The 20,607-nt window shown below is 65.2% G+C and carries 21 protein-coding genes; 14 read left to right on the top strand and 7 right to left on the bottom strand.

What is annotated here, in order from left to right:
- Positions 1-9: 9 nt before the first annotated feature.
- Positions 10-2,058 (bottom strand): threonine--tRNA ligase, encoded by a 2,049-nt coding sequence (thrS, locus tag ACZBJS_RS30435; protein ID WP_316398056.1) that lies wholly within the window; start codon positions 2,056-2,058, stop codon positions 10-12.
- 227 nt (positions 2,059-2,285) lie between these two features.
- On the opposite strand from thrS, the gene ACZBJS_RS30430 reads away from it, so the two are divergent.
- Entirely contained in the window at positions 2,286-3,584 is a 1,299-nt protein-coding gene (locus tag ACZBJS_RS30430; protein WP_316398055.1) for a COG3904 family protein, read from the top strand.
- Positions 3,585-3,691: 107 nt separating this feature from the next.
- Positions 3,692-4,828: an MFS transporter gene (locus tag ACZBJS_RS30425; protein WP_316398067.1), complete on the top strand. Its 1,137-nt coding sequence runs from the start codon at positions 3,692-3,694 to the stop codon at positions 4,826-4,828.
- Between the two features lie 81 nt (positions 4,829-4,909).
- Here ACZBJS_RS30425 and ACZBJS_RS30420 read toward each other — a convergent pair whose 3' ends face one another.
- Positions 4,910-5,077, bottom strand: coding sequence for a hypothetical protein (locus ACZBJS_RS30420; protein WP_016843922.1), 168 nt, complete (start codon positions 5,075-5,077; stop codon positions 4,910-4,912).
- A gap of 149 nt (positions 5,078-5,226) precedes the next feature.
- Positions 5,227-5,538 carry a membrane protein insertion efficiency factor YidD gene (gene yidD, locus ACZBJS_RS30415; protein ID WP_057019665.1) on the bottom strand — a complete coding sequence of 104 codons (312 nt, stop codon included), beginning with the start codon at positions 5,536-5,538 and terminating at the stop codon, positions 5,227-5,229.
- A gap of 369 nt (positions 5,539-5,907) precedes the next feature.
- Here yidD and ACZBJS_RS30410 point away from each other — a divergent pair, with 369 nt between their 5' ends.
- Positions 5,908-6,744, top strand: coding sequence for a COG3904 family protein (locus ACZBJS_RS30410; RefSeq protein WP_156436479.1), 837 nt, complete (start codon positions 5,908-5,910; stop codon positions 6,742-6,744).
- A gap of 126 nt (positions 6,745-6,870) precedes the next feature.
- Here ACZBJS_RS30410 and ACZBJS_RS30405 read toward each other — a convergent pair whose 3' ends face one another.
- Complete coding sequence (locus ACZBJS_RS30405) at positions 6,871-7,317, bottom strand: iron-sulfur cluster assembly scaffold protein (protein ID WP_028342685.1); 447 nt, start codon at positions 7,315-7,317, stop codon at positions 6,871-6,873.
- A 240-nt stretch (positions 7,318-7,557) separates the two neighbouring features.
- Between ACZBJS_RS30405 and folE the strand changes: the two genes are divergently transcribed.
- The 10 genes from folE to ACZBJS_RS30355 all read left to right on the top strand — a co-directional run bounded on the left by folE (position 7,558) and on the right by ACZBJS_RS30355 (position 16,476).
- Complete coding sequence (gene folE, locus ACZBJS_RS30400) at positions 7,558-8,238, top strand: GTP cyclohydrolase I FolE (protein WP_016843918.1); 681 nt, start codon at positions 7,558-7,560, stop codon at positions 8,236-8,238.
- 28 nt (positions 8,239-8,266) lie between these two features.
- Positions 8,267-8,695 (top strand): phosphoribosyl-AMP cyclohydrolase, encoded by a 429-nt coding sequence (hisI, locus tag ACZBJS_RS30395; RefSeq protein ID WP_316398054.1) that lies wholly within the window; start codon positions 8,267-8,269, stop codon positions 8,693-8,695.
- A gap of 148 nt (positions 8,696-8,843) precedes the next feature.
- Complete coding sequence (locus ACZBJS_RS30390) at positions 8,844-9,509, top strand: c-type cytochrome (protein ID WP_410469794.1); 666 nt, start codon at positions 8,844-8,846, stop codon at positions 9,507-9,509.
- A 13-nt stretch (positions 9,510-9,522) separates the two neighbouring features.
- Positions 9,523-10,773 carry a c-type cytochrome gene (locus ACZBJS_RS30385; RefSeq protein WP_410469792.1) on the top strand — a complete coding sequence of 417 codons (1,251 nt, stop codon included), beginning with the start codon at positions 9,523-9,525 and terminating at the stop codon, positions 10,771-10,773.
- A 115-nt stretch (positions 10,774-10,888) separates the two neighbouring features.
- Entirely contained in the window at positions 10,889-11,068 is a 180-nt protein-coding gene (locus ACZBJS_RS30380; RefSeq protein ID WP_016843914.1) for a hypothetical protein, read from the top strand.
- Positions 11,068-11,631 carry a cupredoxin domain-containing protein gene (locus ACZBJS_RS30375; RefSeq protein WP_092082230.1) on the top strand — a complete coding sequence of 188 codons (564 nt, stop codon included), beginning with the start codon at positions 11,068-11,070 and terminating at the stop codon, positions 11,629-11,631. Before ACZBJS_RS30380 ends, ACZBJS_RS30375 begins: the two co-directional genes overlap by 1 nt.
- Entirely contained in the window at positions 11,621-13,246 is a 1,626-nt protein-coding gene (locus ACZBJS_RS30370) for a cbb3-type cytochrome c oxidase subunit I (protein ID WP_316398053.1), read from the top strand. Before ACZBJS_RS30375 ends, ACZBJS_RS30370 begins: the two co-directional genes overlap by 11 nt.
- Complete coding sequence (locus ACZBJS_RS30365; RefSeq protein ID WP_316398052.1) at positions 13,243-14,034, top strand: c-type cytochrome; 792 nt, start codon at positions 13,243-13,245, stop codon at positions 14,032-14,034. Before ACZBJS_RS30370 ends, ACZBJS_RS30365 begins: the two co-directional genes overlap by 4 nt.
- Positions 14,035-14,126: 92 nt before the next feature.
- On the top strand, positions 14,127-15,131 hold the full coding sequence (locus ACZBJS_RS30360) for a transglycosylase SLT domain-containing protein (RefSeq protein ID WP_316398051.1): 1,005 nt from the start codon (positions 14,127-14,129) through the stop codon (positions 15,129-15,131).
- 163 nt (positions 15,132-15,294) lie between these two features.
- Positions 15,295-16,476, top strand: coding sequence for a DUF2336 domain-containing protein (locus ACZBJS_RS30355; RefSeq protein WP_316398050.1), 1,182 nt, complete (start codon positions 15,295-15,297; stop codon positions 16,474-16,476).
- A gap of 68 nt (positions 16,477-16,544) precedes the next feature.
- Here the strand turns inward: ACZBJS_RS30355 and ACZBJS_RS30350 are convergent, their stop codons facing one another.
- The 3 genes from ACZBJS_RS30350 to ACZBJS_RS30340 form a co-directional block, all read right to left on the bottom strand.
- Positions 16,545-17,123, bottom strand: a complete 579-nt coding sequence (locus tag ACZBJS_RS30350) for an Hpt domain-containing protein (RefSeq protein ID WP_016843908.1) — start codon at positions 17,121-17,123, stop codon at positions 16,545-16,547.
- 9 nt (positions 17,124-17,132) lie between these two features.
- Positions 17,133-17,678: a response regulator gene (locus ACZBJS_RS30345; RefSeq protein WP_028336173.1), complete on the bottom strand. Its 546-nt coding sequence runs from the start codon at positions 17,676-17,678 to the stop codon at positions 17,133-17,135.
- Positions 17,679-17,783: 105 nt separating this feature from the next.
- Positions 17,784-18,563 (bottom strand): NAD kinase, encoded by a 780-nt coding sequence (locus ACZBJS_RS30340; protein ID WP_316398049.1) that lies wholly within the window; start codon positions 18,561-18,563, stop codon positions 17,784-17,786.
- A gap of 163 nt (positions 18,564-18,726) precedes the next feature.
- Between ACZBJS_RS30340 and ACZBJS_RS30335 the strand changes: the two genes are divergently transcribed.
- Positions 18,727-20,343, top strand: a complete 1,617-nt coding sequence (locus ACZBJS_RS30335) for a S10 family peptidase (RefSeq protein ID WP_316398048.1) — start codon at positions 18,727-18,729, stop codon at positions 20,341-20,343.
- Positions 20,344-20,607 lie beyond the last annotated feature (264 nt).

Raw genomic sequence — 20,607 nt, 5'->3', positions numbered from 1 at the left:
TTGTGAAGATCAGGCGACGGATCGCGCCCGCTTCACGTCGGGCGGCGTCGCCTCATCCGCCAGCGCGGCGATCGCCTCATCGGTCGGCATCACGGTCTGCCGCTCGCTGCCGAGGCGGCGGACCGAGACCGAGTGGGTCTCGGCTTCCTTCTTGCCGACGACGAGCAGGGCCGGGATCTTGGCCAGCGAGTGCTCGCGGACCTTGTAGTTGATCTTCTCGTTGCGCAGGTCGATCTCGACCCGGAGCCCGGCGCGGCGCGCGGCGGCCGCCACCACCTTGGCGTACTCGTCGCCTTCGGAGGTGATGGTCGTGACGACGAGCTGGGTCGGCGCCAGCCAGAGCGGGAAGTTGCCGGCATAGTGCTCGATCAGGATGCCGATGAAGCGCTCCATCGAACCGCAGATCGCGCGGTGCACCATGACGGGTGCCTTCTTCGAGCCATCATGATCGATGTAGAACGCGCCGAACCGTTCCGGCAGGTTGAAGTCGACCTGGGTCGTGCCGCACTGCCAGTCGCGGCCGATGGCGTCGCGCAGCACATACTCGAACTTCGGTCCGTAAAACGCGCCTTCGCCTGGATTGATCTCGGTCCGGATGCGGTTGCTGCCCTTGGCCTTGATCTCCGACAGCACCGTCGCCATCACGCGCTCGGCGTGGTCCCACATCTCGTCGGTGCCGACGCGCTTCTCCGGCCGCGTCGAGAGCTTGACCGTGAGCTCGCCGTCGAAACCGAAATCGGCGTAGGTCGACAGGATCAGGTCGTTGATCTTGAGGCACTCGTCGGCGAGCTGCTGCTCGGTGCAGAACACATGGGCGTCGTCCTGGGTGAAGCCGCGCACCCGCATCAGGCCGTGCATCGCGCCCGACGGCTCGTAGCGATGCACGACGCCGAACTCGGCGAGCCGCAACGGCAGGTCGCGGTAGCTCTTCAGCCCGTGCTTGAAGATCTGCACATGGCCCGGGCAGTTCATCGGCTTCAGCGCGAACCAGCGCTTGTCCTCGGCCTCGTCGCCGGCGGACTGCGCCGCGAACATGTTCTCGCGGTACCAGTCCCAATGGCCCGAGGTCTCCCACAGCGCCTTGTCGAGGATCTGCGGAGCGTTGACCTCGTTGTAGTCGCCGAGCAGCCGGCGCCGCATATAGGCGATCAGCTGCTGGAAGATGGTCCAGCCCTTGGGGTGCCAGAACACCACGCCCGGGCCTTCCTCCTGGAAGTGGAACAGGTCGAGCTCGCGGCCGAGCTTGCGGTGGTCGCGCTTCTCGGCTTCCTCGATCTGCTTGAGATAGGCGTCGAGGTCTTCCTGCCTGGCGAATGCCGTGCCGTAGATGCGGGTCAGCATCGGATTGTTGGAATCGCCGCGCCAATACGCGCCCGCCACCTTCATCAGCTTGAAGGCGTTGCCGATCTTGCCGGTCGAGGTCATGTGCGGGCCGCGGCAGAGGTCGAACCAGTCGCCCTGGAAGTAGATCTTGATCGGCTCGTTGCCGGGAATGGCGTCGACCAGCTCGACCTTGAAGGCCTCGCCCTTGTCGCGGAACACCTGCTTGGTCTTCTCGCGATCCCAGACTTCCTTGGTGAACGGCTTGTCGCGCGCGACGATCTCGCGCATCCGCTTCTCGATCGCGGCAAAATCTTCCGGGGTGAACGGCTCGTTGCGGAAGAAGTCGTAGTAGAAGCCGTTCTCGATCACCGGGCCGATCGTGACCTGGGTGCCCGGCCACAGCGACTGCACGGCCTCCGCCAGCACATGCGCGGCATCGTGCCGGATCAGTTCCAGCGCGCGCGGGTCTTCGCGGCCGATCAGCTCGATCTTGGCATCGGCCTCGATCGGATCATTGAGGTCGGCAAGCGTGCCGTCGAGCGCCATCGCGACGGTGCGCTTGGCGAGCGAGGGCGAAATGCCTTTGGCGATGTCGAGACCGGTGGTCCCTCTCGGGAAATCGCGCCTCGCTCCATCAGGGAAGGTGAGGGCGATCTTGTTCACGGGTTCTGCGGGTTTGAGGTTAGAGAGGCTGTACTGGAATCCGGATTCGGATTTGGGTGGCGTTTCTGCCATGGTGACTCCTGTAGCTCACTCCTGCGAACGAGCGCAGGTAAGCGGAAAGCAGCGGTATAGCAGGGGATTTGACGCCTGCAATCCGGCAATATCAAGAAAATGGGCCACCGGCCGCACGGATTTGAACAAGGCTCGGCTGCAGGCGACGCCACGGATCGTTGCGACGCTGCCGATCATCGTCTAACGTCCGGCGTCCGTTTTCCGCCATCGCGCGATCCGCAAGGTTCATGTTTTCCCGTCTCCTGTTTTTCGTGGCGTTGCTTCTGATCCCGGGCGTGTTGCGGGCGGAAGAAACACCGGTCCAGAAGGCCGGATTCGCGAAGAAGCTGACCATCTATCTCGCCCATGGGCCAGCGAACGCCTGCGGCGCCGGCTGCGATCGCTGGATCGCGATCGAAGGCGAGATCGATCGGGAAGCCGCGCAGCGGATTCGCACCTTCCTGTTTGCCGTCAAGGACAGGCAGCTTCCGATCTACCTTCATTCGCCGGGCGGAAACGTCGAGCAGTCCTATGGGATCGCGCGGTTCCTGCGCGCGCACAAGGCAATCGCCCGAGTCGGCCGTACCATCGTGCCGGCCTGTTCCACCGGCACGCAGATCGACACCGCATGCCTGAAGATCAAGGCTGCCAAGGGCGAGGTCGAGGCCGAGCTCGCCACGCGCAACGCGATGTGCGTGTCGGCCTGCGCCTATCTGTTCCTGGGCGCGACCAGCCGCGAAGTGGCGCCCGATTCGGTGCTCGCGGTGCATAACTCCAAGCTGATGTTCGTCGTCCACGGGCATCCGCCTGCGCAGGTCGTCGCGGACTTCAGGCGGCGCGAGATGGTAAGCGCCGATCGCGACCGCAATGTATTCCTCGCGGCGATGGGCATCAGCCATGAACTCAGCGACCTCATCAAGTCCGTGAAGTTCGAGGACCTGCACGTGCTGACGCGGCCGGAGCTCTATCGATTCGGCATCGATACGCGGCCGCTGCCGGAAACCCTGTGGGCGGTGGAGAAGGAGACACGGCCCTATGTTCGCAAGATCGTGCAGCAGAAAAGGGCCGACGGCAGCGCGTTCCGCATGATGGAGTGGCGGCTGTTCTGCGAGAGCAAGGATCGCGGGCGGCTGATGTTCGTGCGCGAGTTCGAGGAGGGGGCAGCCGGCAAGACCACGGTGCTGATGATGGCCGGCGCGACCAAGACCGTTGCATTCGGCCGGTCGGCGCGGTTCGGCAAATACGAGGTCTGGAGCGAGGCGGTGACCTCGGACATCGTCAAGGCGATGCTCGCGGCCCCGCATCTGCAGATCGGCGAAAGCCCGCCGGCAACCGACGCCAAGCCTGACGCCAAGTCCGACGTCAAGTCTGACACCAAGTCCGGCCTTGCGACATTCGATATCGGCACCATCGGGCTGGAGCAGGGCTGGACGCAGCTTCTGGCATCATGCCCGGCGGCGACCACCGGTCCGAAGCCTGCGAGCCCATTGCCGGCCGCCGCGTCGCCGAGCGTCAGCGCGGTGCCGGCGGCGTCACCGTCGCCATGAACGCAAGAGGCGCCGTTCGATCAGGTGCCATGCATTTAGATGCAGTTGCATCGATCTCGGAGTCTGCTTAACACCGCGGCGTGAAACGCTTCGCCCCCACCGCATTGATGCTCGGCAACATCGTCACCGGCTGCTCGGTGCTGGCGCCGGCCGGCATGCTGGCGGAGTTGTCCGACGGACTCGGCGTCACGATCCACACGGCGGGTCTCCTGATCACCTTCGGCGCGATCGTGCTGTGCGTGGGCTCGCCGGTGACGGCGTGGCTGACCAGCCGGATCGAGCGGCGGGCGCTGCTGACGGCGACGCTGCTGGTGCTGACGCTGACCAATGCGGCATCCGCCTTCGTGCCGAACTACGACAGCCTCCTGATCATTCGGCTGGTGATGCTCGCGGTCGGCGTGCTCTACACGCCGCAGGCGGCGGGCACCGCGGCACTGATCGTGCCGGTGGAGAAGCGCGGCAGCACGATTGCCTACATCTTTCTCGGCTGGTCGCTCGCCGCCGCGATCGGGCTGCCGCTGATCACCTTCATCGCAAGCCGCTACGGCTTTCGCGCGACCTATGGCGCGATCGCGCTGACCGGGCTCGTCAGTTCCCTACTGCTGTGGTGGCGGCTGCCAGGCGGATTGCACGGCGCGCCGGTTGATCTCCGAACCTGGGTCGATCTCGGCCGCAATCCGATGGTCATTCTGCTGCTGTCGATCACGACGCTGCAGATGTCCGGCCAGTTCGTGGTGTTCACCTTCATGGGGCCGCTGCTCGCCAAACTGACTGGCGCCAATGCGGACGCCGTCGGGATCGTGTTCGCGCTCTACGGCATCTTCGGGTTCGTCGGCATCGTGATCGCAACGCGCGTGGTGGACTCGTGGGGCGCCTGGAAAACCTCGGTCCTGTTCACCGTGCTGCTGCTCGCAGGCGTCGCCGGCTGGGCGCTGAGCGCCGGCGCCTACGCCCTGATGGCCGCCTCCGTCGCGGTGTGGGGCCTCGGCTTTGCATCGACCAATTCGATGCAGCAGGTACGCCTGGTCGGTGCGGCGCCGGCGCTCGCTTCGGCGTCGGTCTCGCTCAATACCTCGGTGCTGTATATCGGCCAGGCCATCGGCTCCGCGATCGGCGGCTTGCTGTTCGCCCGCGAATGGCTGCACAGCGCAGGCTACGTGGCTACGGCCTTCGTCGCGGCGGCGCTCGCGGTCGTGGTCGTCACGCGGCCGCGACGGACGGCCGCCACCGCCGCAGCCGAGTGAACGGTTGGCTTTCACGTTTGTGTTCGCGAGAGCATCCCAACAACGATCCGCGTGCGGAACATCAGGGAGCTCGACTGCGCGTCACCACCTCACGCTTTGGCTGGGCACGATGAACGCCGTCGTGCTCGGCTTGTTCGGATTGTGGGTGAAGTAGCCGTAGGCGGCGACGATCACGACGAGCAAGGCAAGCACGGCCAGCAAGTCGATCTGCCGGGGATCATGACCGTTGTGGCTGATTTTCCAGCGCATTGTTGTTTCCTCCCCAAAGGGGGCAATGAAACAATGCGCCAACTATCGCCACAGTTCCGCCGGGCAGCAATGCGCGCTGCGCTTGGACGTGCCGCAGCAACCGATCAATTGTCGTTGACGCCGCCGCGTCAACCGTTGTTGGCGCCGCGTCAGCCTTCGTTGACGCCGCGCCAGCGGCCATAGCGCCAGGGCAGGTACCAGCGTGCCCCGCGCGGCTTCGTGAGCGGGACATTATCGATCCCGGATGTTCCCCAGGGCTGGCAGCGCAGCAGCCGCGCCAGCGTCATCCAGCCGCCGCCCCACAGGCCGAAGCGTTCGATCGCCTCGTCGCCATAGACCGAGCAGGTCGGCAGATGCCGGCAGTTGTAGCCGACCAGCGGCGACAGCGTGTGCCGGTAGATCCAGATCAAAGCGCGGCCGAGGTTGCGCGGCAAGCGGCGCATGGTGCTGGCACAGTCCATGCATCGTGGATGGTGTGTCGTTGAATGGTTTGTCGGCGGCATACGCAAGTATGTACGTAGTCTTGCGGGGGTTCCAAGCCAAGGAACTGTTTTCTTGCAGATATTTACGCCACAGTTCGTTATTATTGCACAGCACCGATGGCGCTGCAGCAAGGGCTCTATGGACGGTCCGGGTCAGCAACGCTACCGTTCCCATAACGCGCCGCTGACAGAATCGTGGCGCATTGCCATGGGGCCATTGCCACCGCTCGCATCACCAAGGGCTTGGGGGAAGGAACCAAATTGAGGCTCGTCAGGTCGCTCTCGTTGCGCAGTTGGGCGCTTACCGCCGCCGTTGCTCTTTGCTTCGCGGTTTCCGGCACCGCCGCCATGGCGGGCGGTTCCGCGCAGGCCAATTCGACCCTCGAAGAGCGCAAGCTGCCGATGAAGTTCAGCTGGATCGCCTGCCAGCCGAATTGCCGCGGCTGGGTGTCCGCGGTCGGCATCATCACGGCCGATAGTCCCAGGGAATTCGACGAGTTCGCGCGCGGCCGCCAGCTCAACGGCGCCACCATCGTGCTCGATTCCAGCGGCGGCTCGGTCAACGACGCGATCGCGCTCGGCCGCCGCTTCCGCGGTCTCGGCGTGCTGACCACGGTCGGCACCAGCGTCGTCAATCAGGCCGCGCAGGGCGGCCGCGCGAGCGTTCTGCCCGATGCTTATTGCGAGTCGATGTGCGTGTTCCTGCTGTTGTCGGGCAAGACGCGCTACGTTCCGCCGGCCGCCCATGTTCGCGTACATCAGATCTGGATGGGCGATCGCGCCGACGACGCCAAGGCGGCGAGCTACACCGCGCAGGACCTGATGATCGTCGAGCGCGATATCGGCCGTCTTGCCAAATACACCTTCGATATGGGCGGCGCGGGTGATCTGCTGGCGCTCTCGCTCAGCGTGCCGCCGTGGGAGGACCTGCACGAATTGTCGGCGGCCGAATTGCGGCTGACCAATCTCATCACCACCGATGCGGTTGCCGACGTGCTGCCGCGGCAGGACAACAGCAAGGACAACGCTATTCCCGTCGCCGAGGCGAAGCCGAAGAACAACGATCGCTTCTTGAGCAGCGCGATGGAGGGCGAGGCGTCGCAGGCGAGAGCGACCAAGACCGCCGAGGTCGTGGTGCCGACCGGCGGCAGCGCAGCGCCGGCGCCGGTCCAGCCCGCGCAGTAAGAACGCACATTGTCGCGTCGTTCCGGGACGCGTAAGCGGACCACAGATGCGCAATTGCGCATCGGGGAACCTCGAGATTCCGGGTTCGATGCTGCGCATCGCCCCGGAATGACCTGACATGCAATTTTACGCCGGCTGCTTTGCCTTGGCCTCGATCTGGCCGATCGCATCGACCACTGCATCGAAGGTCAGCAGGGTCGAGGCATGGCGGGCCTTGTAGTCGCGCACCGGCTCGAGCAGCGCGATATCGGCCCATTTGCCGCCCTGCGGGGGCTGGCCATTTTCCTTCAGCATCTTGCGGACCGTCTCGCGCAATTCGCGCAGCTCATCAGCGGTCGAGCCCACCACCTGGCTCGCCATGATCGAGGAGGAGGCCTGGCCGAGCGCACAGGCCTTCACGTCATGGGCGAAGTCCGTCACCACGGGACCGTCCATCTTGAGGTCGACCTTGACGGTTGAACCGCACAATTTGGAGTGTGCGGTGGCGCTGGCGTCCGGGTCGGCCAGCCGTCCGAGGCGCGGAATATTGCCGGCCAACTCGATGATCCGCTTGTTGTAAATGTCGTTCAGCATGGGGACAGATGCCTGGTTCCGGCGGTGCCGGGCGCTCTTGGCGGCTGGGTTGCACCGTCCTATATATGGACGGCAACGCCGGAAACATAGCCCGGCCATGCAGCCACCGCGGCCCACCTCCGCCGCGGCGGTGCTACAATTGTGGGACTCAGGCGCCCGGCGGTCGAACCATCCGCCCCGTCTGCCCGGTGACACATCCGGACCAAGGTCAAATCCGAGGGCCGGTCGAACGGAGAAGACATGGACGCCTTGATCAAATCGATTCGCCCCAACAAGCCGGCCGACGCGAAGCCCGGCGAGCTCGACCCCTCAGAATTCATGACGGCGGCCGTCCGCGCCGACCAGCCACGCCCGTCGCGGGCGGAGGCGGAGGACGCCGTGAAGACGCTGCTCGCCTATATCGGCGAGAACACCGGCCGCGAGGGACTGCTCGACACGCCGCGCCGGGTCGTCGAGGCCTATGACGAGCTCTATCAGGGCTACCACCAGTGCCCGGCCGAGGTACTGAACCGCACCTTCGGCGAGACCGCCGGCTACGACGATTTCGTCCTCGTCCGCGACATCGAGTTCACCTCGCAGTGCGAGCATCACATGATGCCGTTCTACGGCAAGGCGCATATTGCCTATACGCCGGTGGAGCGCGTCGTCGGCCTCTCCAAGCTGGCGCGGCTGACCGATATCTTCGCCCGCCGTCTGCAGACCCAGGAGCATCTCACCGCGCAGGTCGCGGCTGCGATCGACGAGGTGCTGAAGCCCCGCGGCGTTGCCGTGCTGATCGAGGCGGAGCATACCTGCATGTCGGTGCGCGGCGTTGCCAAGCATGGTGCATCGACCTTCACCAGCCGCTTCACCGGCATGTTCCGCGACAATCCGGCGGAGCAGCAGCGTTTCCTGTCCCTGGTGCGAGGACCGAACCGGTAACCTCGCATTTTCCTGAGCGAGGTTTTGCGTGTCCGCAGCGACCCACGATCACGACCGCGAGGAGGGGCTGGCCTTCCAGCCCAAATTCGACGCGGCAGGCCTTGTGACCTGCGTCGCGACCGATGCCGCGACCGGCGATGTGCTGATGGTCGCGCACATGAATGACGAGGCCCTGCGCAAGACGATCGCGACCGGCGAAGGCTGGTACTTCAGCCGCTCGCGCAATGCGCTGTGGCGCAAGGGCGAGAGCTCGGGCCAGACCCAGCGCGTGGTCGAGATCCGGATGGATTGCGATCAGGACGCGGTGTGGATCAAGGTCGAGCAGATCGGCGCCGCCTGCCACACCGGACGGCGCTCCTGCTTCTATCGCGCGGTGAAGGACGAGGGCGGGCATGTCAGCCTGTCCTTTGTCGACGCCAAGAAGCTGTTCGATCCGGCGCAGGTCTATCGCAAATAGATCATTGATCTGAATCAAGTACAGCGCGGCGAAGTCGTGTACTTCGTGGCCCCTGTTACGCCATGCGCAAGCCGTTGCGCATGGTCGTCACTGGGGGTGAACTGTGGCGCATCGCCTGATACCGCTTGTTGGGTTTTTTGCCTGGGCTGTGTGGCCGATCGGCGAGGCGCAATCGCAAACCACCGAGCGTGCGCCCGATACGATGGCCGCGCGCGTCCTTGCCTGTGCGCCGTGTCACGGCGCCGAAGGCGAGGGCACCAGCGACGCCTATTTCCCGCGGCTGGCCGGCAAGCCGGCAGGCTATCTCTACAACCAGCTCATCGCATTCCGGGATGGACGGCGGAAATATCCGCCGATGAACTACCTGCTGGAGTTTCAGACCGACGATTACCTGAAGAAGATCGCCGAATATTTCGCCTCGCTCAGGCCGGCATTTCCGCCGCCGGTCCCGCCGGTCGACAGCAAGGAGATTCTGGCGCGCGGCGAGACGATCGTGAAGAACGGCGATCCGCAGCACGGCATTCCGCCCTGTTCGGCCTGTCATGGTCCTACATTGGGGGGCATGGAGCCCGGCATTCCCGGCCTGCTTGGCCTGCGCGCCGCCTATATCAGCGGCCAGCTCGGCGGCTGGCGCTACGGCACGCGGACCGCGTTCGCTCCCGATTGCATGCAGATCGTCGCGAGCCTGCTGACGGAGGACGACGTGAAGGCGGTGGCAGCCTACCTGTCGTCGCGTCCGGCGCCGGCGGATCCATCCTTCGCGCCGCGAGGCAGCCTTCCGATGCCGCTCGAATGCGGCAGCGAACCGCATTGAAGGGATCGTGCCGATGTCGCGAACCTTAACAGGACTGCTTGTCGGACTGATGCTGGCACTGTCGCCGATTGGGGCATCGGCGCAGCAGAAGGCGGCCGATCCGGCCGTGCTCGCCAAGGGCGAGTATCTCGCACGCGCCGGCGATTGCATCGCCTGCCACACCGCGCGCGAAGGCAAGACCTTCGCCGGCGGGCTGCCGATGAAGACGCCATTCGGCACGCTCTACACGTCGAACGTCACGCCCGACCCGCAGACCGGGATCGGCACATGGACGTCGGATCAGTTCTACCAGATGATGCACAATGGCCGCTTCCCCGATGGCGGCCTGGTCTATCCGGCGATGCCGTTCGCCTCCTATACCAAGGTGACGCGCGAGGACAGCGACGCGATCTACGCCTATTTGCGCACGGTGCCGCCGGTCAGGCAGCTCAACAAGCCGCATGACCTGACATTCCCGTTCAACAACCGCTCGCTGATCATTGGCTGGCGCACGCTGTTCTTCAGGGAAGGCGAGTTCAAGCCTGATCCGACGAAGTCGGCGGAGTGGAACAGAGGTAACTATCTGGTCGAGGGGCTAGGGCATTGCGGGATGTGTCATACCCCGATCAATGCGCTCGGCGGCAGCAAGCAGTCGCAGGCCTTCGAGGGCGGCCTGATCCCGATGCAGAACTGGTACGCGCCATCGCTGACCTCCAACAAGGAGACCGGGCTCGGCGACTGGACGATCGAGGAGATCGTCGACTATCTGCGCAAGGGCGTGTCCGCCAAGGGCGCCGTGTACGGGCCGATGGCCGAGGTCGTCTACAACAGCCTGCAATATCTCAATGATGATGATGCGCGCGCGATGGCGGTCTACCTGAAGGGCCTTGCGCAGGGCGGTCCTCCGGAGAAGGCGTCGACTTCGCTACCGTCGGCCGAGAGCAGTCTGCTGCTGTCCTTTGGCAAGTCGATCTATGACCGCGACTGCGCAAGCTGTCATGGCGCGACCGGGCAGGGCATGCCGCCGGATTATCCGCCGCTTGCCGGCAATCAGTCGATCCAGATGGTCTCCGCGGTGAACCCGATCCGGATGGTGCTCAATGGCGGGTATCCGCCGGGCACGTCGGGCAATCCGATGCCCCACGGCATGCCGCCGTTCGCGCAGAAGCTGTCGGATGACGAGGTCGCGGCTGTCGTGACCTACATCCGAACGGCTTGGGGCAATCGCGGCGAGCCGGTGTCGGCGCGGCAGGCCAACGAACTGCGGGCAGCAACGCTGAACTAAAGCATGATCCGGAAAAGTGCGAAGCGGTTTTCCGAAACGATCATGCTCAAACAAAGGAGCTAAAGCGCGATGACTAGTCAACCTCGTCTCGTCGCGCGTTAAGGGGAGCGCGATCATGATCAACTCGTCTTCGCCGCAACCGCCGGCATCGGGCTCGGAAGACGATGATGTCGAGACCATCGTACGCGCCGGTCCGGGCGGCGCGGTCGCGGTCGCGGGCATTGCGACGGCCGTCGTGGTCGGGTTGTGGTTTGCATTCTATCTACTGGTCTTCCTGCCGCGGAGCGTTCCCTGATGGCGAGCGAGACTGACCACAGCCTCGGCGAGGCCGTTGCCGCACGGATCGAGCGGCGCTGGGCGACGCTGTCGATCGTCATTGTCGGCGTCCTGGTCGGCATGGCGGCCTATATCGGCATCCATCAGGCGACGATGCCGCAGGGCCGGGTCGAAACCGCCGATCCCAAGACGCTGCATCTGTCGGGCGAATTCGTCGAAAGCAATCTCGGCAGCGAAATGCAAGCCGACGGATCGGTCACCGTGCGCGCGATTGGCCAGCAATATTCCTTCACACCGCAATGCATCGTGGTGCCCGCGGAGACGCCGATCACCTTCCGCGCCACCAGCGCCGATGTCGTCCACGGTTTCCTGATCGAGGGCACCAACATCAACACGATGCTGGTGCCGGGCTACGTCACCGACCTGCCGGTGCGCTTCAAGGCGCCGGGCGATCACGTGATGCCGTGCCAGGAATTCTGTGGCATCGGCCACCAGGGCATGTGGGGCAAGGTCAAGGTGGTCGACAAGGCTGCGTTCCGTGACATGGCGGCAGCGAAGCGGAGGCTGACCTGTGTTGATTAACAAGCGGCTGATCGCGGTGCATTTCTGGCTTGCCTTCATCGTGTTCGGCGTCGCGCTGGTGCTCGGCGCCTGGCAGATGTTCGTCCGCAGCCCGTTGAACGCCTGGCATTTCAATCCGGAATTCTACTATCGCTCGGTCACCGCCCATGGCTCGGCGATGGGATACGTATTCCCGACACTGATCGCGATGGGATTCGGTTACGCGATCACCGAAGCCTCGCTCGAGAAAGAGCTGGTTGGACGGCGCTGGGCCTGGGTGGGCTTCTTCCTGGTCGCCGTCGGCGCCGTTGTCGCGATGATCCCGGTGTCGCTCGGGCTCGCCTCGGTGCTCTACACCTTCTATCCGCCGATGGTCGGCAATCCCTTCTATTACATCGGCGTCGTCATGGTCGTGGTCGGCTCATGGATCTGGGTCGCGCTGATGGTGACCAATTTCGTGATCTGGAAGCGCGAGAACCCGGGCAAGCCGGTGCCGCTTGCGATGTATGCCAATGTTGCGGGCTCACTGCTCTGGGGCTGGACCGCGGTCGGCGCGGCGCTTGAGATCCTGTTCCAGATCCTGCCCGTGGCGCTTGGGCTGAAGTCGACGATCGATGCGGGGCTGGCCCGCGTCTTCTTCTCCTGGACGCTGCATGCCATCGTCTATTTCTGGCTGATCCCGACCTACATCGCCTATTACACGATCTTTCCGCGCGCGATCGGCGGCCGGCTCTTCAGCGACGCGATGGCGCGGATTTCGTTCATCCTGTTCGTCGTGGTGGCGATGCCGATCGGCGTGCATCACCTGTTTGCCGACCCGCAGGTCGGCGCCGGATTCAAGTTCATGCATTCGGTGTTCACCGGCCTCGTCGCGCTGCCGACGCTGCTCACGGTGTTCACGATCTGCGCGTCGGCGGAGATTGCCAGCCGCCTGCGTGGCGGCCGCGGCGCCTTCGGCTGGATCGGCGCGCTGCCGTGGTCCAATCCGATCATGCTGGCGACGGCGCTGTCGCTGGTCATGCTCGGCTTCGGAGGCGCCGGCGGTCTGATCAACATGAGCTATCAGCTCGACGCCACCGTGCACAACACGCAGTGGATCACCGGCCATTTCCACCTGATCTTCGGTGGCGCCATCGTGATCATGTATTTTGCCATCGCCTATGATCTGTGGCCGCATCTGACCGACCGTGCGCTGGACAGTTTTGGCCTGATGCGCACGCAGCTCTGGCTGTGGTTCATCGGTATGATCGTGACCACCTTCCCGTGGCACTATGTCGGTATTCTCGGCATGCCGCGCCGCATGGCGTATTACGACTATGCCAACCCGGCGATCTCGCCACAGGCCTTGTCGGTCACGATGTCGGCGATCGGCGGGCTCATTCTTCTGATATCGGGCCTGCTGTTCCTGCTGGTGCTGATCCGCGGGCAGTTCGGTGCGCGAGGCGAGGCGGGTGCGTACCGCTTCGCGGTGCCGTTGCACATGCCCGCGCGGATTCCGGTCGCGCTCAACTCATTCGGCCTGTGGCTCGCGTTGATGGTCGGTCTCACCGTGGTGAACTATGGTTTCCCGATTGCGCAGTTGATGGCGCTGAACGAGACCAGCGTGCCTGCGGTCTATGTCGGAGCCGGCCGATGAGCGACCAGCCGCTGTTCTCGCTGCGCAATCCGTGGTTCGGCGCCAGCGTCGGCATCACGGCCGCCATCGCCGTGCTGTCGGCCGTCGCCGGCCTGATCTGGTTGCCGCTGGCGCAGCCCAACCTGAAGCTTGCGGGGGTCTGGGATGCGATCTGCAGCGCGGCCGGCGTTCCGCGTGCCGCCGTGCAGGAGCCCGGCATCAAGCCGGATTTCAAGACGTCCAATGTCATCATGACGTCGGAGATGCTGACCAAGGCAGATCAGGTCTCGATCGGGCGGGGCGCAACGCTGGCGCAGCGCTGCGCGATCTGCCACGGACCGCAGGGCGTCAGCGACGCTCATTCACCGAACCTCGCCGGGCAATTTGCCGCGGTGACGTACAAGGAGCTGAATGACTTCAAGACCGGCGCGCGGGTCAGCGTGGTGATGAGCCCGTTCGCAGCGGCGATGAGCGATCAGGACATGAAGGATGTCGCGGCCTATTACGCCTATCTGCCGCGGGTGCCTTCGAACAATCTGGATACCGGGCGTCCCGCGCCGGCGATCGTGGTGACGGGCGCCCCGATGCGCAACATCGCGCCTTGCGGCTCCTGCCACGGCGATGTCGACAACAAGGCGGGAAGCCCCTGGCTGGGCGGCCAGTCGGCAGTCTACATCAAGGCGCAGCTCGAGGCCTTTGCATCCGGCGCCCGCCGCAACGACATCAGCCAGCAGATGCGCAACATCGCGCGCCAGATGACGGCCGAGGAGATCGACCAGGTCGCGCACTACTACGAGGCCCAGCCCTGAACCGGCGCTATTAACGCGCCATTAACCATAATTACGGCACCTTGATGGAACATGGGTGCCGATTGCCGGCGCCCGGCAAGGCACCCGGACAGATGGCGGTCGACCTCTTCAATGCGACGGCTTCGGCAGGTGTCGATTCCTCGCGCCTGAAGGTGGCGAGCTCGATCAAGCAGGCGGCCGCGACCACCGGCACGAGCTTCGAATATCTGCTCACCACCGCGAAGATGGAATCCAATTTCAATCCGCGGGCCGGCGCCACGACCTCGTCGGCGCATGGACTTTATCAATTCATCGACCAGACCTGGCTCGGCACCGTCAAGGAGGCCGGAAGCCAGCTCGGCTATGGCCAGTACGCCGACGCCATCACCAGGAATTCCGACGGCAGCTATTCGGTCAGCGATCCCTCGGCGCGCGCCGCGGTCATGAAGCTGCGCGACGATCCGGACGCGGCGTCCTCGATGGCGGCGGTGCTGACGCAGTCCAACAGCTTCAAGCTTACCGGCAAGCTCGGCCGCCGTCCGACCGATGCCGAACTCTACATGGCCCACTTCATGGGCGTCGGCGGCGCCGGCAAGTTGATCTCGAGTGCCGAGGACAGCCCGAGCGCCAATGCGGCCACGATGTTTCCGAAGGCGGCGGCCGCCAACCAGTCGATCTTCTACGACAAGTCGGGCAGCGCGCGCAGCGTCAGCCAGGTCTATTCGGTGCTGACCACGCGCTACGCCGCGGCCGCGAACTCCAAGGATACACGCACCGCCTTCGCCGCGGCGGGCGGCGACACCATGTCGCCTTACGCGATCGCAGGCGCGGCGCCCACACAAGCGCTGACCATGGACACCGCGTCCTATCTCTCGACCTTCCCCGACTCCCGGTCGGCGACGCCCGTCGCTGCGACCTCGGCCGTCGCATCGGCGCAGCCGGCGCCGACCTTCCGCTCGCTCTACCAGGCCGGCGACCGCTCGGAGCCGATCTCGCCGGCGGTGCAGGAGCTGTGGGGCAATTCCTCCTCGCTGACGTCATCGGCGACGCCGAAGGTCCGCGCGCCCGGGCGGCTTGACCTGTTCAGCGATCCGAGCGGCACCTACAGCAACGGCTAGCGCTGCCCTGCTGCGCGCGCGAAGCTGCACGCAGTTGCCGTCTTAACGAAACGTCAATAATCCCAAACGTTTATGGTGAACCCTTTATTAAGCGTCATGGTTTATTTTTCCTTGTAGTGGCGTCGTATGCCGATGCCGTTTCGTTGCGTAAGCCGGAAGGACCATGATCGTTCGGCAGTTTATTAGTTGGATTAGGACCGCTCCAGCAGGTGAGCGAGCAGAGGCGACACGGGCGTTGGCCCGGGCCTGGCTCATCTCGGATCTCACCGAGGACGACCGCATCGCAGCCGAAGGCGCGCTGCTGATGCTGCTCGACGACCCGTCGCCGCTGGTGCGGCAGGCGATGGCCGAGGTGTTCGCGCGCAGCGTGGACGCGCCTGCCGCAATCGTACAGGCGCTGTCGGCCGACCAGCCGGCGATCGCGCTGCTGGTGCTGGAGCATTCACCGCTCCTGATCGATGCCGACCTCGTCGACATCGTCGCCACTGGCTCCGACGAGATGCAGTGCGCGATCGCGCGCCGCACCAATCTGCCGGCCTCCGTCGCCGCCGCGATTGCCGAGGTCGGCTCGGCGGCCGCCGCGCTCGAGCTGATCGAGAATCCTTACGCCGGCCTCGCGCCGTTCTCCTGGGATCGCATCGTCGAGCGCCACGGCCATCTCGCCGCCATCAGGGAATCGATGCTGCAGCTGGAAGACTTGCCGTCGGCAACGCGGCTGGCGCTGGTCGCAAAGCTCTCCGACACGCTGGCGCAGTTCGTCGTCGCGCGAAACTGGCTCGGTGCCGATCGCGCCGACCGGATTGCCGGCGAGGCCAGGGAACGCTCCACGGTGAACATCGCCGCGCGCGCCTTCGGCGACGACATGCAGAACCTGATCACGCATCTGCGCGCCACCGGGCAATTGACCGCCGGGTTGATCCTGCGCGCGCTGCTGTCGGGCAATCTCGATCTGTTCGGGGCGGCGCTCGCTGAACTCTCTGGACTGCCCTATGGCCGCGTCTCCGCGTTGTTGAACGACCGCGGCGGCAACGGCCTGCAGGCGCTGCTGCGCCGCGCCGGCTTGCCGGAATCCACCTACGCCGCGTTCCGCGTCGCGCTCGAGGCCAGCCACGAGGTCGGCTATGTCGACAGCGGTGACGGCGCGGCGCGGCTGCATCGCCGCATGGTGGAGCGGGTGCTGACGCATTGCGAGACCGATCATTCGGCGGCCGAGCCGCTCCTGATCCTGCTGCGCCGCTTTGCGACCGAATCGGCCCGCGAGGACGCACGGATGTTCTGCGAGGAGCTCGCCGCGGAAGACGCCATCGCGGTGCTGCCCTACGACGACGATCTCATCGCGGCCTGAGGGCCGCGCTTCCTTCCCATCGATGGATGCTTGAGTGGGTTGCGCAACGCGAGCAGCCGGCCGCGCGGCTATTCGCCGGGCACGATGCTCGGCGCGAGGATCGCCTCGAGGTGTTCGGGACGGTCGCGGTTGGCGTGGGTCAGGAATTCATCGGCGATGCCGCGGAGCTGCTTGCTCAGCACGCCGGCGACGACCGCGGTGTCGAGCTTGGTGCGGTTGCGCACGATCGCCTGCACGGCGTTGATGTGGTGCGCAATCAGCTGCGGCGGCACGGCGCCGAGATCCGGCGCGTGCTCGATGATGCGGCACAGGCTCTCCGCGGCTGCGGCGGCCGACGGATAGCCGAATGTCGCGGCATCGCCCTTGATGTCATGCGCGGCGCGGAACAGCTCCTCGCGCGTCTTGTCGCTGAAGCCCTCGCGCAGCACGGTGGCGTGCGCGGCGGAGAGGCGGTCGGCCTCGATCGTCATCCACTCCTTGAACTCGCCCGACAGCCCGGCGAGCGCCTTTTCGGCGCGGCCGACCGGATCGTCGAGATCGCTCTCGGGGACGCGCAGCAGCATCTTGCGCAGCGGATTGGGCTGCGTGATCACGTGGTGCGTGCCGAAACTCTTGACCTCGATCGTCCCGGGTTTGTCTTTCGCCATGGCGATGTCCTAGATGGCCGAGCGCGCCTTTTCGAGCAGCGACGGTTGTTGCAGCACCTCGACCTCGCCGCTGCCGCGGCGTTCGGGGCCGATATAGGTGTTGGTGGTGTTCCGGCGGCGGTCGGGGCCGAAATAGGTCTTGGTCTTGATGAAGGGCCGCGGGTTGGCGACCACGTTCATGATGCGCTGGTAGAGGCCCTTGGCCGAGATCGGCTTGGCCAAGAATTCGGTGACGCCGGCATCGCGCGCCACCGTGACGCGGCGCTTCTCGGAATGGCCGGTCAGCATGATGATCGGCGCGTAGGGATTGCCCTTGGATTCCGGCTGCCGGATCATCTGCGCGAGCTCGAGCCCGTCGAAGATCGGCATCGACCAGTCGGTGATGACGATGTCGGGCACGTAGTGCGTATACATCTCGAGCGCGGTGGCGCCGTCCTCGGCCTCATACACCTCGCGCGCGCCGAACGAATGCAAAAGCGTCCGCAGGATGCGGCGCATGTGCGGATTGTCGTCGCAAATCAAAAATCGCAGCTTGTTGAAATCGATGCGATACATGGTCCGGCCCTGATAGGGCATACCGGGCCAATGCGGTATTACCCGACGTTAACCATATCCCGCCCGGGGTTAATGATTGGTTGCCGGGCAAGGAGGCAGACGCCGTCAGTAGCCGAACTGCTCGCGCAGGATGCGTTCTTCCAGCGAGTGGCCGGGGTCGAACAGCATCCGCATCGCGATCGTCTTGTCGGACAGCACCTCGACCCGGCGGACGTCGCGGACCTCGTCATGGTCGGCGACCGCGGCGACCGGGCGCTTCTCGCCCTCGATCACCTCGATCACCACGAAGGCGGAATTCGGCAGCAGCGCGCCGCGCCAGCGCCGCGGCCGGAACGCGCTGATCGGGGTCAGCGCCAACAGCGCCGCGTTGATCGGCAGGATCGGCCCTTGGGCGGAGAGGTTGTAGGCGGTCGATCCGGCCGGCGTTGCCACCAGGATGCCGTCGGCCATCAGCTCGGGCATCCGCTCGTGCTCGTCGATCAGGATGCGCAGCTTGGCGACCTGGTAGGTCTGCCGGAACAGCGCGACCTCGTTGATGGCGTGATGCAGATGCACGGCACCGCGGATGTCGGTCGCGCGCATCAACAGCGGATTGATCAGCGACTCCCGCGCGGCGTCAAGCCGGGCGCGCAGATCATGCGTCGAATATTCGTTCATCAGGAACCCGACGGTGCCGCGGTGCATGCCGTAGATCGGCTTGCCGCTGCGCATGTTGGCGTGCAGCGTCTGCAGCATCAAACCGTCGCCGCCGAGCGCGACCACGACGTCGGCATCCGCGGGTAGATGGTTGCCGTACATTTCCGTCAGCTGCTCGAGCGCCGACTGCGCTTCCACGCTCGCGCTGGCGACGAAGGCGATCTTGTCATACCGCTTGGAGCTGGCCATTCGCTCACGAACTCGTTTGGCACGGAACACGCCGCGCTCGTCTATACATCCCGGGCGGCCTTGTCGAGATGGTCCGGGAACGGACCGCATGCCACGCCGCCGCCGCCAAACTAGCGCAGTTTGTTGCTGGATTGCGTAAATCGGGGCGCAGGGAGTGAACGATATGGCTAACAGTCTTGCGACACGGCTCGCCGCGGCGTTGCTGGTGGCCTGTCTTGCGACCGTGGCGCGAGCCGACGATGACGTCCCGCAGCCATCGCCGTCGCCGAGCGCGCAGGCCCCAAGCGGCCAGAACCCAAGCGGCCAGAGCCCAGGTGGCCAGAACCCGAGCGGCCAGAAGGGGCGGGCAGGACGCGGCGGCGAGGCCGGCTCTGGCGCCAACGCTACGGCCAGCGGCTCGACCGCCGAGCAGCACCGCCTGCCGCCGGACTCCACGACCAAGCAATCGGTCGCGCTGTCTTCCCGCACGCTGAACTTCAGCGCGACCGCGGGCTCGATCCGCGTGTTCGACGACAAGGGCGAGCCGCTCGCCGACATCGCCTATACATCCTACCAACTCGACGGTGCCGAGAAGGCAAATCGGCCGGTAACCTTCCTGTTCAACGGCGGTCCGGGCTCCGCGTCGGCCTGGCTGCAATTGGGCAATGTCGGGCCGTGGCGGCTGCCGTTCGACGGCGCGGTGTCCTCGGCCGCGCCCGAGCTGCAGGCCAATGCCGATACCTGGCTCGATTTCACCGATCTCGTCTTCATCGACCCTGTCGGCACCGGCTACAGCCGCTTTGTCACCACCTCGGAGGAGGCGCGCAAGCGCTTCTTCACCGTCGACGGCGACGCCAATTCGGTCGCGCTGGTGATCCGCCGCTGGCTGGAGAAATACGACCGGCTGACCTCGCCGAAATATCTCGTCGGCGAAAGCTATGGCGGCATTCGCGGGCCCAAGGTGGTGCGCAATCTGCAAATGCAGCAGGGCGTCGGCGTCCGCGGCCTGGTGCTGATCTCGCCGGTGCTCGATTTCCGCGAATATACCGGCTCCAGCCTCCTGCAATATGTCGCAAGCCTGCCGACCATGGCGGCGGTCGCGCGACAGGCAAAGGGCCCGGTGACGCGTGAGGATCTCGCCGACGTCGAGAGCTACGCGCGCGGCGATTTCCTGCTCGACCTCGTCAAGGGGCAGGCCGACACCGAGGCCACCACGCGGCTCGCCGACAAGGTCGCTAGCCTGACCGGCATCGATCAGGTGGTGAGCCGCAGGCTCGCCGGCCGTTTCGACATCGGCGAATTCCGCCGCGAGTTCGATCGCAAGAACGGCAAGGTGACCGGCCGCTACGACGCCTCCATCGAGGGCTTCGATCCTTATCCGGATTCCAGCTATTTCCGTTTCAACGATCCGTCCGGCGATCCGCTGATGGCGCCCTTGACCAGCGCCGCCGTCGACCTCACCACGCGCAAGCTGAACTGGCGGCCGGACGGCTCCTATCATCTGCTCAGCGAAAGCGTGAACAAGGCCTGGGAGTTCGGTCACGGCATCAGTCCGGCGGAGTCGGTGACGCAGCTTCGCCAGGCGCTGGCGCTCGACCCCAACCTGAAACTCCTGGTCGGCCACGGCCTGTTCGATCTCGCCACGCCGTACTTCGCCTCGAAGATCATCCTCGATCAGTTGCCGGCCTTCGCGGGCCCGGGCCGCACCAGGCTCGCGGTCTATCCCGGCGGCCACATGTTCTACTCCCGCGACGGCTCGCGCCAGGCGTTCCGCAAGGAGGTCGAGGCGCTGATGAGGTAAGGGGATGTGGCGGTGTGGATTGCGCCGTCGCTGCAAATACGGTCGTCGTCCCGGCGAAAGCCGGACCTATAACCACCAAATTCGATTGTGAACGGGATCGCGGCCCCGGCGTCGCGCAACAAATTCCGTTTGGGGTAATGGGTCCTGGCTTTCGCCCATAGGCGCTAAAATAGTTTGATCATAGTCTGATAGTGGCGCTTATGTCTGGGTGGCTCGCGTAGATGTCGCCGGAGAGCGTGACTGGCTCTGCAGAGTAGAGCGATT

The sequence above is a fragment of the Bradyrhizobium sp. KZN70725 genome (assembly GCF_055264925.1).
The sequence above is the reverse complement of the archived record's forward strand: the minus strand, read 5'-3'. Positions and strand labels throughout refer to the sequence as shown.

Bases quoted from the DNA above. Each gene is read 5' to 3' on its own strand.
- ACZBJS_RS30410 (WP_156436479.1), top strand. From the start codon at position 5,908: ATGGCGGGCGGTTCCGCGCAGGCCAATTCGACCCTCGAAGAGCGCAAG.
- ACZBJS_RS30345 (WP_028336173.1), bottom strand. From the start codon at position 17,678: ATGTATCGCATCGATTTCAACAAGCTGCGATTTTTGATTTGCGACGAC.
- yidD (WP_057019665.1), bottom strand. From the start codon at position 5,538: ATGGACTGTGCCAGCACCATGCGCCGCTTGCCGCGCAACCTCGGCCGC.
- thrS (WP_316398056.1), bottom strand. From the start codon at position 2,058: ATGGCAGAAACGCCACCCAAATCCGAATCCGGATTCCAGTACAGCCTC.
- ACZBJS_RS30355 (WP_316398050.1), top strand. From the start codon at position 15,295: ATGATCGTTCGGCAGTTTATTAGTTGGATTAGGACCGCTCCAGCAGGT.
- ACZBJS_RS30425 (WP_316398067.1), top strand. From the start codon at position 3,692: ATGCTCGGCAACATCGTCACCGGCTGCTCGGTGCTGGCGCCGGCCGGC.
- ACZBJS_RS30380 (WP_016843914.1), top strand. From the start codon at position 10,889: ATGATCAACTCGTCTTCGCCGCAACCGCCGGCATCGGGCTCGGAAGAC.
- ACZBJS_RS30340 (WP_316398049.1), bottom strand. From the start codon at position 18,563: ATGGCCAGCTCCAAGCGGTATGACAAGATCGCCTTCGTCGCCAGCGCG.
- ACZBJS_RS30350 (WP_016843908.1), bottom strand. From the start codon at position 17,123: ATGGCGAAAGACAAACCCGGGACGATCGAGGTCAAGAGTTTCGGCACG.
- ACZBJS_RS30430 (WP_316398055.1), top strand. From the start codon at position 2,286: ATGTTTTCCCGTCTCCTGTTTTTCGTGGCGTTGCTTCTGATCCCGGGC.
- ACZBJS_RS30375 (WP_092082230.1), top strand. From the start codon at position 11,068: ATGGCGAGCGAGACTGACCACAGCCTCGGCGAGGCCGTTGCCGCACGG.
- ACZBJS_RS30360 (WP_316398051.1), top strand. From the start codon at position 14,127: ATGGCGGTCGACCTCTTCAATGCGACGGCTTCGGCAGGTGTCGATTCC.
- ACZBJS_RS30385 (WP_410469792.1), top strand. From the start codon at position 9,523: ATGTCGCGAACCTTAACAGGACTGCTTGTCGGACTGATGCTGGCACTG.
- ACZBJS_RS30365 (WP_316398052.1), top strand. From the start codon at position 13,243: ATGAGCGACCAGCCGCTGTTCTCGCTGCGCAATCCGTGGTTCGGCGCC.
- ACZBJS_RS30335 (WP_316398048.1), top strand. From the start codon at position 18,727: ATGGCTAACAGTCTTGCGACACGGCTCGCCGCGGCGTTGCTGGTGGCC.
- ACZBJS_RS30405 (WP_028342685.1), bottom strand. From the start codon at position 7,317: ATGCTGAACGACATTTACAACAAGCGGATCATCGAGTTGGCCGGCAAT.
- ACZBJS_RS30420 (WP_016843922.1), bottom strand. From the start codon at position 5,077: ATGCGCTGGAAAATCAGCCACAACGGTCATGATCCCCGGCAGATCGAC.
- folE (WP_016843918.1), top strand. From the start codon at position 7,558: ATGGACGCCTTGATCAAATCGATTCGCCCCAACAAGCCGGCCGACGCG.